We start from the raw sequence: 13,715 nt of genomic DNA, 5'->3' as shown, positions 1-13,715 counted from the left end.
GTCGGCGCTGGAGGAGCTGCAGCGGGGCATCGAGGACACCATCGGCTGAGGCCGGCCCCCGTCCCTCCCGCCCACCCAGAGAAGAGACTCCGATGACCGACCTCGCCATCGGCGAGCGCGTGCGTCGGGCCCGCCGGGGGGTCGCCCCCGGCGGGTCCGGCCGGCAGCGCCCGCACACCGCACGGAAGGGACCGAGCGCACGGTCCCTGACCCTGGTGCTGCTGGTGCTGCCGTCCGTGCTGCTGATCGCCCTGCTCAACCTCTACCCGGTGCTGTACGGCAGCGTGCAGTCGCTGCGTGACGGCACCCTGATCTCCGACGGGGACTTCGTCGGCCTGGAGAACTTCGCCGACGTCCTGACCTCGCCCGGCTTCTGGGCCGCGGCCCGGTTCACGCTGATCTTCACCGTGGTCGGTGTGTTCGGCAGCTGGGCCGTCGGCCTGGCGCTGGCGATGCTGCTGCGCACCCGGATCCCCGGCGGCAAGGTCTTCAAGGTCCTGCTGCTGCTGCCGTGGGTGGTGCCCGTCGTCGTCACCTCCACCTCGTGGAACTGGCTGGTCGCCACCCCGCAGAGCCCGCTGCCGATCATCGGTGAGCTGCTCGGGCTGGGTCGCGTGCTGTTCCTGGCCGACCCGCTGCTGGCCTCGATCACGGTCTGCGTGTTCAAGGTCTGGATCAGCTTCCCGTTCATGATGATGATGATGTCGGCCTCGCTGGCCTCGGTGGACGAGAACGTCTACGAGGCCGGGCGGGTGGACGGGGCCAGCCGGCGCCAGCTCTTCACCCACCTCACGCTGCCGCTGATCTCCCGGTCCACCTACATCAGCTGGATCCTCATGACGATCTTCTGCGTCAACGACTTCCCGACGATCTTCCTGCTCACCGGCGGCGGGCCCGTCAACGCCACCACCTCGCTGGTGGTGCTCTCCTACCGCACGACCTTCGCGCAGTACCAGACCGGTCCGGGCACGGCCATCGCGCTGCTGATGACCGCCACCCTGGTCATCGTGTCGGTGGTGCTCTACCGCCAGATCCGGAAGGTGGACATCGCATGAGCGGCTCCGCACCGAACGCCCCGGCCGCCCTGGCGCCGCGGCGGCTCTCCGCCGAGCAGCAGGCGCCTCGCCGGCGGACCAGCGTCGAGCAGGAGGCCCGCGGGCAGTGGTGGCGCTTCCTGCTGATGGCGATCATCACCGCCCTGGTGCTGGTCCCGATCGTCTCGGTGCTGTGGCTCTCGCTGCGGCCCGGGCTGGGCAGCTCGGCGACCGGACCGACGCTGGAGAACTTCCAGATCGTCTTCTCCCGCACCCAGGTCGCCACCTGGCTCGGCAACAGCCTGACCACCGCGCTGATCACCGTGCTCATCGCCGTCATCGTGGCGGCACCGGCCGGCTACGTGCTCTCCCGCGGACGCAACAAGCTGGTCTCGAGCTACTCGCTGCTGCTGTTCGTGGTGCAGTCGGTGCCGATCGTCATCTCGGTCATCCCGCTGTTCATCCTCTTCGCCCAGCTGCAGCTGGTCGACACGCTGACCGGCATCACCATCATCTACGTCGGCTCGACGATGTCTGTGGCGATCTGGATGATGACGGCCTACTACGACTCGATCCCGGTGGCACTGGAGGAGGCCGCCTGGATCGACGGGGCCTCGGTGTTCGGCGGGTTCATCCGGATCGTGCTGCGCAACTCCCTGCCCGGGGTGCTGTCCACGGCGATCTTCTGCTTCCTGCTGGCCTGGAACGACTACCTGGTCTCGCTGGTCTTCCTGCGCTCCAACGCCAACTTCACCCTGCCGGTCGGTCTGCAGACCTTCTTCCAGCAGAACACCACGAACTGGGGGCCGGTGATGGCGGTCGCGGTGATCATGATGCTGCCGCCGGTGATCGTGTTCGCGGTCCTCAACCGCTACTTCAGCGTGGGGGGCATCGGCGGCTCGCTGGCCGGCCGATGACGGGCCCGGACACGGGGCCGGGTCAGGCGCTGCGGGCGGCGGTCGACCGGATCATCCCGGCCGACGAGTGGGCCGGTGGCTGGGACGGGGGCGTCGGGGACTACCTCGACGCCCCCGGGCCCGACCTGGACTGGGCCCGGCCGCTGCTGGGCTCGCTCGCGGGCCGGCTCGAGCGGGCCGGTTTCGTCGGGCTGGACGACGCCGCCCGCGACGGGCTGCTGCTGGCCTGGGAGCGCGACCCCGAGGTCGCGGGCGAGCTGGCCGCCCTCCGCCGGGTCTGCTGGGAGGGCTACTACGCCGCCCGGCACGGGGCCCGTCCGGCCGGGCTGGACATGATCGGCTTCTCCCCGGTGCCACCGGGGGTGGAGCCGGTCGAGCCGGCACCGCTGCCCACCGTGGCGGCGGGCGACGTCCGCCGCGGCTACGACGCCGTGGTCATCGGCTCCGGACCGGGCGGGGGGTCGGTGGCCCGCGCGCTGTCGGCCGCCGGCAAGCACGTCCTGCTCGTCGAGCGGGCGCCGGCGCGTTCGAACGCCGCGCTGCGCGGTGACCACCTGCACGGCAAGCGCAACGCCGTCTACGCCCCGTCGGCCGGGCCGGGGCCCGGGCACCCGCGGGTGCTCGAGGACGCCGACGGCGCGGTGACCGTGGACGGCGACGGCAACGGCTGGCGCTACGGGCTGAACGCCATGCTGCTCGGCGGCGGCACCCGGATCTGGCAGGGGATGGCCTGGCGGTTCATGCCCGAGGACTTCGCGATGGCCTCCACCTACGGCAACCCCGACGGCGCCTCGCTGGCGGACTGGCCGGTGGGCTACGACGAGATGGAGCCCTACTACGCCCGCGCCGAGGCCGAGCTCGGCGTCGCCGGGGAGGAGGGGGCGCTGACCACGCGCACCCGCCGCACCGGCGGCTACCCGATGCCGGCGATGGGCACCGAACCGGCGCGGGAGTGGCTGGCGGCAGGCGCGGAGCGGCTGGGCTGGGGCTGGGGACCGATCCCGCTGGCCATCAACAGCGTCGAGCACGAGGGACGCCCGGCCTGCGTGCGCTGCCCCCAGTGCGTCGGCCACGCCTGTCCGGTGGACGCCAAGAACGGCTCCCACAACACCGTGGTGCCGCGGGCGCTGGCCACCGGCCGCTGCGAGCTGCTGCTCGACACCGAGGCGGTCGAGGTGGTCGACGCCGCCGGTGGCGCCCGGGTGCGGCTGCTGGCCGGCGCGTCCGGTCCCGAGCCGGTCGAGCTCGAGGTGGGCGCGCCGGTGGTGGTGGTCTCGGCGGGGGCGGTGGAGACGCCGCGGCTGCTGCTGGCCAGCGGGCTGGGCAACGACCACCTGGGCCGCCACCTGCACGACCACCGCTTCGTCACCGTGCTCGGTGAGGTCGACCGTCCGCTCAAGGACTACCGGGGCCCGGGGCACAGCATCGCGACCCGCGACCACGAGCACGCCGGCACCATCGGCTGGGGCGGTGGCGTCATCGTCGACCTGATGGGGATCCTGCCGCTGACCCAGGCCAGCGAGCCGACGGCCCCCGGGGTGCCCGCGTGGGGTCTGGGGCACAAGCGGTGGATGCGGGAGGGCCGGCGCACCGTGTTCGGGGTGTTCGGCATCGGCCAGGAGGTCCCGCTGCCGTCCTCGCGGGTACGCCTGGACGCCGCGGTGCGCGACCGCTGGGGACGTCCGGCGGCCCGGCTGCGCAAGGACACCCATCCCGCCTCGCTCGAGGTGGAGACCGGGATGGCCGAGGTCGGCGTCCGCTGGATGCAGGCCTCCGGCGCGACCACCGTCCGCCGGCACCGGGGCAGCGCGACCGCCTCCGCGGCGGGGGAGCACTCCAGCGGCACCGCCCGGATGGGGGAGGACCCGCGACACTCGGCCACCGGACCGGACGGCCGGCTGCACGGCACCCGCCACGTCTACGTCGCCGACGCCTCGCTGCACCCGACCAACGGCAGCGTCAACCCGACCCTGACGATCATGGCCAACGCCTTCCGGGTGGCTGACCGGATCCTGGCGGACTGGCCGGGCTGACGGCCCGCTGAGGGCGGAGGGCCGCGTGCCAGGATGGGAGCGTGCGCATCGCGGTCGGTGGCAGCTCGGGTCTGATCGGTCAGGCGCTCGTCCGTGCGCTGCGGCACCGCGGGGACGAGGTCGTCCGGCTGGTGCGCCGTCCGCCGCGCGAGCCCGGCGAGCGTGAGTGGGACCCCGGCGCCGGGGCCATCAGCGAGGCCGGGCTGACCGATGTCGACGCCGTGGTCAACCTGGCCGGCGCCGGCATCGCGGACCGGCGCTGGAACGCCGCCCGCCGCCAGCTGCTGCTGACCAGCCGGCTGGAGACGACCCGCACGGTGGTCTCCGCGCTCGCCACCTCCGACCGCTGCCGGGTGTTCCTGTCCGGCTCCGCGGTCGGCTTCTACGGCGACCGCGGCGAGGACGAGCTGACCGAGGCCGACCGGCAGGGTGAGGGCTTCCTGGCCGACCTGGTCGGGCGCTGGGAGGACGCCTCCCGCACCGACGACGTCCGGGTGGTGCAGCTGCGCACCGGGATCGTGCTCGCCGCCGAGGGCGGCATGCTGGACCGGCAGCTGCCGCTGTTCCGGATCGGCGCCGGCGGCCGGCTCGGCGACGGGCGGCAGTGGATGCCGTGGATCAGCCTGCGCGACACCGTCGCCGCCCAGCTGCACCTGCTCGAGGCCGACCTCAGCGGCCCGGTGAACCTCACCGGCCCCCAGCCGGTGCGCAACGCCGACTTCACCGCCGCGCTCGGGAAGGCGGTCCACCGGCCCACGCTGGTGCCGACGCCGACCGTCGGGCTCGACCTGGTGCTCGGCCCGCAGCTGGTGCGCGAGGCCCTGTTCGCCAGCCAGCGGGTGCTGCCGGCCCGGCTGGTGGAGAGCGGCTTCACCCACCTCGACACCGATCTGGCCGCGACCCTGCGCACGCTGGTCTGAGCGTTCGGAGGACTTCGCGGACCGCACTAGGATGGGGGCTCCGCGAACTGAAGAGGTGACCCGTGTCGATCCTTCCCGGTGACCTGACCGCCGCTGGCGTCCCGCAGCCCTTCGCCGCCCTGGGCCTGACCTTCGACGACGTCCTGCTCCAACCCAACGAGACCGACGTCATCCCCAGCGAGGTCGACACGTCCTCCCAGCTGTCGCGCCGGATCCGGGTGGGGATCCCGCTGCTGTCCTCGGCGATGGACACCGTGACCGAGGCCCGGATGGCCGTCGCGATGGCCCGCCAGGGCGGGATGGGCATCCTGCACCGCAACCTCTCCATCGAGGACCAGGCCCATCAGGTCGACCTGGTGAAGCGCTCGGAGGCGGGGATGGTCGACGAGCCGATCACCATCTCACCCGAGGCCACCCTGGCCGAGGCCGACGAGCTGTGCGGGCAGTTCCGCATCTCCGGGGTGCCGGTGGTGGACGCCGACCGCAAGCTGCTCGGCATCATCACCAACCGTGACATGCGCTTCGAGACCGACCCGCACCGCCGGGTCGGTGAGGTGATGACGAAGATGCCGCTGGTCACCGGCAGCACCGGGATCAAGCCCGACGAGGCGCTCGCGCTGCTGGCGGCGAACAAGATCGAGAAGCTGCCGCTGGTCGACGACGCCGGCCGGCTGACCGGGCTGATCACGCTCAAGGACTACGTGAAGTCCGACCAGTTCCCCAACGCCTGCAAGGACCCCCAGGGTCGGCTCCGTGTCGGCGCGGCCGTCGGCTTCTTCGGTGACGCCTGGGAGCGGGCGATGGCGTTGGTGGAGGAGGGTGTGGATGCGCTGGTCGTCGACACCGCCAACGGCCACGCCCGCGGGGTGATTGACCTCATCAAGCGGCTCAAGAACGACCCGGCCGCCGCCGACGTCGACATCATCGGTGGCAACGTGGCGACCGAGGCCGGGGCGCGGGCCCTGGTCGAGGCGGGCGCGGACGCGGTCAAGGTCGGGGTGGGCCCCGGCTCGATCTGCACCACCCGCGTGGTCGCCGGCGTCGGCGTCCCGCAGGTGACGGCCATCCACAGCGCCGCCCAGGCCTGCCGCGAGGCGGGCGTCCCGGTGATCGGCGACGGCGGCCTGCAGTACTCCGGCGACATCGCCAAGGCGCTGGTGGCCGGCGCGGACACCGTGATGCTGGGCTCGCTGCTGGCCGGCTGCGACGAGAGCCCGGGCGAGCTCGTCTTCATCAACGGCAAGCAGTTCAAGTCCTACCGCGGGATGGGCTCGCTGGGGGCGATGGCCTCCCGGGGGCGGAAGGCGTCCTACTCCAAGGACCGCTACTTCCAGAGCGACGTCACCTCCGACGACAAGCTGGTGCCGGAGGGCATCGAGGGCCAGGTGCCCTACCGCGGCCCGCTCGGCGCGGTGGCCTACCAGCTGGTCGGTGGGCTGCGGCAGGCGATGTTCTACACCGGCTCCCACACCGTGGCCGAGCTCAAGCGCCGTGGACGATTCGTCCGGATCACCTCGGCGGGTCTGCGAGAATCGCACCCGCACGACATCCAGATGACGGTCGAGGCCCCCAACTACGCGGGCTCCTGACACGGGAGAGCAGATGATCGAGATCGGCCGGAGCAAGCGCGCCCAGCGGGCCTACTCCCTCGACGACGTGGCGATCGTCCCCTCACGCCGCACCCGGGGCGCGGAGCAGGTGAACCTGAGCTGGCGGATCGACGCGCTGACCGTCGAGTTCCCGATGATGGCCGCGCCGATGGACTCGGTGATGTCGCCGGCGAGCGCGATCACCATGGGCCGTCTCGGCGGGCTCGGCGTGCTCAACCTCGAGGGGCTGTGGACGCGTTACGACGACCCGCAGCCGCTGCTGGACGAGCTGGCCCAGATCGTCGACGCCCGCACCGCCACCCGGCGGATGCAGGAGATCTACGCCGAGCCGATCAAGCCCGAGCTGATCACCGCCCGGATGGCCGAGATCCGGGCCGCCGGGGTGCCGGTGGCCGGGGCGCTGTCCCCGCAGCACGCCGCCGAGCACGCCCGCACGGTGGAGAGCGCGGGGGTCGACTTCTTCGTCATCCGCGGCACCACCGTGTCGGCCGAGCACGTCTCGGAGGACCGCGAGCCGCTCAACCTCAAGCAGTTCATCTACGACCTCGACGTGCCGGTGATCGTCGGCGGGGTGGCCACCTACCAGGCCGCCCTGCACCTGATGCGCACCGGCGCCGCGGGCGTGCTGGTCGGCTTCGGCGGCGGTGCCGCGCACACCACCCGGCAGGTGCTGGGGATCGAGGTGCCGATGGCCTCGGCCATCGCCGACGTCGCCGAGGCCCGCCGCGACTACCTGGACGAGTCGGGCGGCCGCTACGTGCACGTCATCGCCGACGGCGGTGTGGGCCGCTCCGGCGACATCGCCAAGGCGATCGCCTGCGGGGCGGACGCGGTGATGATCGGCTCACCGCTCGCCCGGGCCACCGATGCGCCGGGCCAGGGCTACCACTGGGGGGCCGAGGCCTGGCACGGCTCGCTGCCGCGGGGGGAGCGCGTCGCCTTCGAGCAGGTCGGCCCGCTGGAGGAGATCCTGCTCGGCCCGTCGCGGCGTCCGGACGGCACGATGAACCTCGTCGGCGCCCTGCGCCGCGCGATGGCCACCACCGGCTACACGGAGGTGAAGGAGTTCCAGCGGGTCGAGGTGGTCCTCTCGTGACCGCCCCGGACCCCGTCACCGAGGAGCTGCTGCGGCTGCGGGCCAGCATCGACAACATGGACGCCGCGCTCATCCACCTGCTGGCCGAGCGGTTCAAGGTGACCCAGCGGGTCGGGGAGCTCAAGGCCGCCCACGGCCTGGCCCCTGCCGACCCCGACCGCGAGGCCCGTCAGATCGCCCGCCTGCGCGCCCTCGCCGTCGACGCCCGCCTCGACCCCGAGTTCGCCGAGAAGTTCCTCAACTTCGTCGTCGCCGAGGTCATCCGCCACCACGAGGCCATCGCCTCCGACACCGCCACCGCCTGAGGCGTCCGCGGGCAGGGTCGGCAGGGGTCGCCCGTCGACAGGCTCAGGGCGCTGGGGACGGGCCCGTCGGTCGCTGACGGATCGGTGCCCAGCTCCTGACAGCGTGACGCTCAGCGGCACGTCGTGCCCAGGACCAGACCGCCCAGACCAGCACCCGCTCCCGCGGACTCGCAGGGAAGGGCGAGCCTCAGATGTGCCACTCCGGCTCCTGCGCGGCCTCGGCCGGGGTGCGCTCCCGGGCGGGGACGCCGACCACGGTCGCGCCGGCCCGCACGTTGCGGGTGACGACCGCGTTCGAGCCGACCTTGGCGTCCCGGCCGACCACCACCGGGCCGAGGATGGAGGCGCCGGCGCCGACCATCACCCCGTCCTCCAGGGTGGGGTGGCGCTTGCCGCGGGCCATCGGGGACCGTCCGCCCAGGGTGACCCCGTGGTAGAACATCACGTCGTCGCCGATCACGGCGGTCTCGCCGATCACCACACCGGTGCCGTGGTCGATGAAGAAGCGCCGCCCGATGGTGGCGCCGGGGTGGATCTCCACCCCGGTCGCGGCCCGGGCCAGCTGGGAGACCAGCCGGGCGGCCAGGCGGTGCCCGCGCCGCCAGAGCAGGGCCGACAGCCGGTGCGCCCAGATCGCGTGCATCGTCGAGTACGCCACCGTCACCTCGGCCCGGTTGCGGGCCGCGGGGTCGTGGCGCAGGGCGTTGTCGGTGTCCTCCTGCCAACGCCGCCAGGCCCGAGACAGCAGCGCGAGCGCTGCCCCGGGCCGGGGGCGTGGTCCGTCGGGACCGGTGCGGGTCACCATGGTCGAGCCGGGTGCGCTGAGGACCGTCACCAGACGCCTCAGCAGCGCAGGCCTCATCAGCTCATCAGGTCGGCGTACAGGATCGTCGACAGGTAGCGCTCGCCGTAGGAGGGGACGATCACGACGATCGTCTTGCCGGCGTTCTCGGGACGCTGGGCCACCGCGATCGCCGAGGCCAGCGCGGCACCGGAGGAGATGCCGGCGAGGATGCCCTCCTCGACGCCGGCGCGACGGGCCCACTTGACCGCGGTCTCGGCGTTCTGCGGGATGACCTCGTCGATCACCGAGCGGTCGAGGATGTCGGGCACGAAGTTGGCGCCGATGCCCTGGATCTTGTGCGGGCCGGGCTGGCCGCCGGACAGGATCGGGGACTCCTCGGGCTCGACGGCCACGATCTTCAGCTCGGGCTTGCGCTCCTTGAGCACCTGGCCGACACCGGTCAGGGTGCCGCCGGTGCCGACGCCGCCGACCACGAAGTCGACCGTGCCGTCGGTGTCGTTCCAGATCTCCTCGGCCGTGGTGCGGCGGTGCACCTCGACGTTGGCGGGGTTGGCGAACTGACGGGCCAGCACGGCGCCACGCTCGGCGGCGATCTGCTCGGCGCGGGCCACGGCGCCCTTCATGCCCTCCGACCCCGGGGTCAGCACGAGCTCGGCGCCGTAGGCGCGCAGCAGCGTCTTGCGCTCGGCCGACATGGTCTCGGGCATGCAGAGGACGACCTTGTAGCCCTTGGCCGCGCCGACCATGGCCAGCGCGATGCCGGTGTTGCCCGAGGTGCCCTCGACGATGGTGCCGCCCGGCTGCAGCTCACCGGACTTCGCGGCGGCCTCGATGATGGCCACACCGATCCGGTCCTTCACGCTGTGCGCGGGGTTCACGAACTCAATCTTGGCCAGGACGGTGGCCTGGGCGCCGTCGGTGATCCGGTTGAGGCGCACGAGCGGGGTGCCGCCGACGATCTGGGTGACATCATCATGGATTCGCATGGCAGAAGAACACCGGACGTCGGGTCCCGGATTCCTCCAGCCGAGCGATGTCTCACATCATGGACCAGTTTCCCGGCTGGCGAACTAGGGAACGCTCAGCCGGCGAACAGGTCGAGCAGCCGCCGGCAACGCACCGGGTCGGTGGTCAGCCCGTGCTCGAGCCCCCACAGCAGGTAGGACATCGAGCGCACCACCACCCACGAGGTGGCGCGGTCGCGGGGCACCCCGGCCACCGACACGGCCATGTCGAAGGCGTCCCGGACGTCGCGGTCCTCGGGCAGCTCCTCCAGCCGCGTCCACAGCACCCGCGCCAGGTCGTGCTCACGGTCGCCGCGCAGCAGCACCGGGTCGACCACCAGCCACGGCTCACGACCGCCCCGCAGCACCTGCTCGGAGTGCAGGTCGGCGTCCACGGCCGTGCTGCCCGGGTCGGTGGCCGCCAGCTCACGGGCCGCGGCCAGCGCCCGACCCAGCTGCGCGGAGGGGGTCGGACGTCCGGCGGCCTCCCAGCGCCGGCGGAAGGACGCCACCTCCGCACCGGCGACCTCGGCGGTGGAGCGCACCCGCTCCGGCACCGGCACCGCGAGCCGCACCATCAGCGTGGCCAGCACCTCCACGGCCCGTCCCACCGGTTCGCGGGCGAGGGTGTGGTCGCCGTCCAGCCGCTCGAGCAGGGTGGCGCCCTGGTCGGCGTCGACGTCGAGCAGCCGGACGGTGCCGCGGCCGTCCCACAGCCGCAGCGCCTCTGCCTCGCCGGCGACGTCGTCCCCGGGTGGCGACATCCGCAGCGCCAGCGGCTCCCCACCGCGCCGCACCGGCAGCACCAGCGCGTTCGACCCGTGCCAGGGCGGGCCGTCGGCGGTCAGCCCCCAGGTGCGCAGCCGCTCGGCGACCAGCGCCGGCAGCCGGGTCAGCCAGGTGCGACCCGCGGCGTCGTGCCACCAGCGGGGCATCTCGAGCAGGGTGGCCGGGACGTCCACGGGCCGAACACTACGACCGTTCCGGCGGCGCCGGGACGTCGCCGCGGGCCCTAGACTGGACAGCCATGAGCGCGCGTGACCACGACCTCGTCCTCGTCGTCGACTTCGGGGCCCAGTACGCCCAGCTGATCGCGCGCCGCGTGCGGGAGGCCAAGGTCTACTCCGAGATCGTCCCGCACACCATGCCGGTGGCCGAGATGGCCGCCCGCCGACCGACCGCGATCATCCTGTCCGGCGGCCCGCAGTCGGTCTACGCCCCAGGCGCGCCGCAGGTGGACGCCGGGATGTTCGACCTCGGCGTGCCCGCCTTCGGCATCTGCTACGGCTTCCAGGCGATGACCCAGGCCCTCGGCGGCGAGGTCGCCCACACCGGGCGGAGCGAGTTCGGGCGGACGCCGGCCACGGTGGTCGAGCCCGGGGCGCTGCTGTCCCAGGTCGACCCGGCGATGCGGGTGTGGATGAGCCACGGCGACTCCGTCACCCGCGCCCCGGAGGGGTTCACCGTGCTGGCGACCTCGCCGGGCGCCCCGATCGCCGCCTTCGAGGAGCGGGCCCGCGGGTTCGCCGGGGTGCAGTGGCACCCGGAGGTGATGCACACCGAGCACGGCCAGCGCACCCTGGAGCACTTCCTCTTCGACATCGCCGGCTGCCGTCCGGACTGGACCGCGGCCAACATCGTCGAGGAGTCGGTGGCCGCGATCCGCGAGCAGGTCGGCGACAAGGAGGTGCTCTGCGCCCTCTCCGGCGGCGTCGACTCCGCGGTCGCCGCGGCGCTGGTGCAGCGGGCGGTCGGTGACCAGCTGACCTGCGTCTTCGTCGACCACGGGCTGCTGCGCGCCGGGGAGGCCGAGCAGGTTGAGCAGGACTTCGTCGCGGCCACCGGCGTCGACCTGGTGGTGGCCGAGGTCGCCGACCAGTTCCTCGACGCCCTGGCCGGGGTCTCGGACCCCGAGCAGAAGCGCAAGATCATCGGCCGCGAGTTCATCCGCACCTTCGAGGCCGAGACGCGCCGGATCAACGCCGAGCACGACATCGAGTTCCTGGTGCAGGGGACGCTCTACCCCGACGTCGTGGAGTCCGGCGGCGGTGAGGGTGCGGCCAACATCAAGAGCCACCACAACGTCGGCGGTCTGCCCGAGGACCTCCAGTTCACCCTGGTCGAGCCGCTGCGGGCGCTGTTCAAGGACGAGGTCCGCGCGGTCGGCGCCGAGCTGGGGCTGCCCGAGGCGATGGTGTGGCGCCACCCGTTCCCCGGGCCGGGGCTCGCCATCCGGATCGTTGGCGAGGTCACCCGCGACCGGCTGGAGATCCTGCGCCGGGCCGACCTGATCGCCCGGGAGGAGACCACCGCCGCCGGACTCGACCGCGAGATCTGGCAGTTCCCGGTGGTGCTGCTGGCCGACGTCCGCTCCGTCGGCGTGCAGGGCGACGGCCGCACCTACGGCCATCCGGTGGTGCTGCGCCCGGTGAGCTCGGAGGACGCGATGACCGCCGACTGGAGCCGGCTGCCGTACGAGGTGCTCGAGCGGATCAGCACCCGGATCACCAACGAGGTGCGCGAGGTCAACCGCGTCACCCTCGACATCACCAGCAAGCCGCCGGGCACGATCGAGTGGGAGTGAGCGCTCCGCGCTCGGGGCGAGTGGGAGCGAGCGCTCCGCGCTCGGGGCGAGTGGGAGTGAGCGCCCCGCGCTGAGCTCGCCCGGCTCAGCGCAGGTCGTCGGGGTTCCGCAGCCTGGTGTCGGCGGGGTGCTGCGCCGGCGTCCCGAGGGGGTCGGTGGGCTCGAACGGGGCGATCCGGTCGGCGTCCAGCGGTGCCTCGGGGATGACGAAGTGGCCGACGAGGTAGGCGAGCAGACCGAGCCACACGCCGGTCAGCACGGTGATGGCGGCGAAGACGACCCGCACCAGCGTGGGGTCCATGTTGAGGTACTCGGCCAGACCTCCGCACAGGCCGGAGACGATCCGCTGGTCGCGGCTGCGGGTGAGCTGACGGGGTGCGCTGGACATGGCGGGACCTTCCGTGTGGCGGGTTACTGGCGGGACAGGACCAGACCGAGTCCTCCGACGAGGACCAGTCCGACGGGGGCGAGGACGGCGATGGTGCCCCAGTCGACCGCCAGGCCGAGCGAGGTCCACACCACCAGGGCGGCGACCGGGAGCATGATCAGCCCGAGGATGAGGACGCCGACGTCGACGCCGCGGCGCGTCGGCCGGACCGGGACGCGGTCGGTGGGGGCGCTCATCGGGCCACCACCTCCACCGTGCCGGCGTCGGCGCGGGCGCGGATCGTCAGCCGGGGCTCGTCGGTGTCGCCGAAGGTGGCGCTCTGGCGGAGGTCGATGCCCTGGCTCGACCCGGCGGGCATCCTGATCGTGCCGACGTCCACAGCGGCCTCGACCTGCACGTGCTGGTCGTCGGGCACGACCAGCCGTACGACACCGGCGTCGACGCGGACCAGGTAGCTGCGGTCCTCGGCGACCTCCAGGTCGCTGAGGTCGACCTCCACCGTCCCGACCTCCATCGTGTCCGAGGCCGGCAGCTCGGCGAGCGACCCGTAGTGGTGGCTGGTCGACTGCGACCAGGCCGGGCTCTGGCTGAAGGCCTGGCCCAGCCCGGTCGTCACCGCCGAGACCGCGAGCAGCACGGTGATCGCCACCAGCCCGCGGAACCGGCCGGTGAAGGCGGCCACCACGCAGGCGACGGCCGTCACCGCGAGCGCCGTCCCCAGGTAGGTGCTGAGGGCGATGGGCCAACCGGTGACCGCGTCCAGGGCGCCGAGGGTGCCGAGCACCACCACCAGGGCCGCCAGCAGCACCCCGAGCAGGACGCGGTTGCCGCGTCGCCGCTGCGGCGCCGGCGGGTCGGCCGGCGCTCCGGCGGTGTACAGCCCGGCCGGGTCGGGCACGCCGAGGTACTGCCGTACCGCGGCGGTGTGGGTCGAGAGCGCCTCAGCGGCCTCGGCCGTCGTCGCGGGCCGGGCGGGGGAGGGGGCCGGGTCCGCGGGCGACGGTCGGTCCACCGGCGGC

Annotated in this window: 14 protein-coding genes; 8 read left to right on the top strand and 6 right to left on the bottom strand. The window is 73.2% G+C overall.

All coding sequences use genetic code 11. From position 1 onward, the window contains the following. The first annotated feature begins 92 nt into the window (after positions 1–92). The 7 genes from DVA66_RS08890 to DVA66_RS08860 all read left to right on the top strand — a co-directional run bounded on the left by DVA66_RS08890 (position 93) and on the right by DVA66_RS08860 (position 7,915). Positions 93–1,055, top strand: a complete 963-nt coding sequence (locus DVA66_RS08890; RefSeq protein ID WP_114559757.1) for a carbohydrate ABC transporter permease — start codon at positions 93–95, stop codon at positions 1,053–1,055. Then, entirely contained in the window at positions 1,052–1,951 is a 900-nt protein-coding gene (locus DVA66_RS08885) for a carbohydrate ABC transporter permease (RefSeq protein WP_114559756.1), read from the top strand. The genes DVA66_RS08890 and DVA66_RS08885 overlap by 4 nt, the downstream gene beginning before the upstream one ends. Continuing rightward, positions 1,948–3,984, top strand: a complete 2,037-nt coding sequence (locus DVA66_RS08880) for a GMC oxidoreductase (protein WP_114559755.1) — start codon at positions 1,948–1,950, stop codon at positions 3,982–3,984. Before DVA66_RS08885 ends, DVA66_RS08880 begins: the two co-directional genes overlap by 4 nt. A 41-nt stretch (positions 3,985–4,025) precedes the next feature. Next, a complete protein-coding gene (locus tag DVA66_RS08875) occupies positions 4,026–4,904 on the top strand; it encodes a TIGR01777 family oxidoreductase (RefSeq protein WP_114559754.1) in 879 nt (292 codons plus the stop codon). Between the two features lie 62 nt (positions 4,905–4,966). Then, entirely contained in the window at positions 4,967–6,493 is a 1,527-nt protein-coding gene (guaB, locus tag DVA66_RS08870) for an IMP dehydrogenase (RefSeq protein WP_232821856.1), read from the top strand. Between the two features lie 13 nt (positions 6,494–6,506). Beyond that, a complete protein-coding gene (locus tag DVA66_RS08865; protein ID WP_114559753.1) occupies positions 6,507–7,610 on the top strand; it encodes a GuaB3 family IMP dehydrogenase-related protein in 1,104 nt (367 codons plus the stop codon). Continuing rightward, on the top strand, positions 7,607–7,915 hold the full coding sequence (locus tag DVA66_RS08860; RefSeq protein ID WP_267896827.1) for a chorismate mutase: 309 nt from the start codon (positions 7,607–7,609) through the stop codon (positions 7,913–7,915). Before DVA66_RS08865 ends, DVA66_RS08860 begins: the two co-directional genes overlap by 4 nt. A 187-nt stretch (positions 7,916–8,102) precedes the next feature. Here DVA66_RS08860 and cysE read toward each other — a convergent pair whose 3' ends face one another. The 3 genes from cysE to DVA66_RS08845 all read right to left on the bottom strand — a co-directional run bounded on the left by cysE (position 8,103) and on the right by DVA66_RS08845 (position 10,686). Further along, positions 8,103–8,720: a serine O-acetyltransferase gene (cysE, locus tag DVA66_RS08855; RefSeq protein WP_114559759.1), complete on the bottom strand. Its 618-nt coding sequence runs from the start codon at positions 8,718–8,720 to the stop codon at positions 8,103–8,105. 56 nt (positions 8,721–8,776) lie between these two features. Beyond that, the gene (gene cysK / locus DVA66_RS08850) at positions 8,777–9,706 is read right to left on the bottom strand and encodes a cysteine synthase A (RefSeq protein WP_114559752.1); all 930 of its coding nucleotides are present in this window, start codon (positions 9,704–9,706) and stop codon (positions 8,777–8,779) included. A 95-nt stretch (positions 9,707–9,801) separates the two neighbouring features. Next, on the bottom strand, positions 9,802–10,686 hold the full coding sequence (locus tag DVA66_RS08845; protein ID WP_232821854.1) for an aminoglycoside phosphotransferase family protein: 885 nt from the start codon (positions 10,684–10,686) through the stop codon (positions 9,802–9,804). A gap of 65 nt (positions 10,687–10,751) precedes the next feature. Between DVA66_RS08845 and guaA the strand changes: the two genes are divergently transcribed. Further along, positions 10,752–12,308, top strand: coding sequence for a glutamine-hydrolyzing GMP synthase (guaA, locus tag DVA66_RS08840; protein WP_114559751.1), 1,557 nt, complete (start codon positions 10,752–10,754; stop codon positions 12,306–12,308). A gap of 85 nt (positions 12,309–12,393) precedes the next feature. On the opposite strand, the gene DVA66_RS08835 is transcribed toward guaA, so the two are convergent. From DVA66_RS08835 to DVA66_RS08825, 3 genes are all read right to left on the bottom strand, one after another. Then, positions 12,394–12,696, bottom strand: a complete 303-nt coding sequence (locus tag DVA66_RS08835; protein WP_114559750.1) for a PspC domain-containing protein — start codon at positions 12,694–12,696, stop codon at positions 12,394–12,396. A gap of 23 nt (positions 12,697–12,719) precedes the next feature. Then, positions 12,720–12,932 carry a hypothetical protein gene (locus DVA66_RS08830; protein WP_114559749.1) on the bottom strand — a complete coding sequence of 71 codons (213 nt, stop codon included), beginning with the start codon at positions 12,930–12,932 and terminating at the stop codon, positions 12,720–12,722. Then, positions 12,929–13,715, bottom strand: a 787-nt coding sequence (locus DVA66_RS08825) for a cell wall-active antibiotics response protein (protein ID WP_232821853.1), incomplete at its 5' end; no start/stop codon positions are given. The genes DVA66_RS08825 and DVA66_RS08830, both read right to left, overlap by 4 nt.

Origin of the sequence: Desertihabitans aurantiacus (genome assembly GCF_003344635.1) — a bacterium.
GTDB lineage: Bacteria > Actinomycetota > Actinomycetes > Propionibacteriales > Propionibacteriaceae > Desertihabitans > Desertihabitans aurantiacus.
This window is presented reverse-complemented; position numbering and strand designations above follow the sequence as displayed.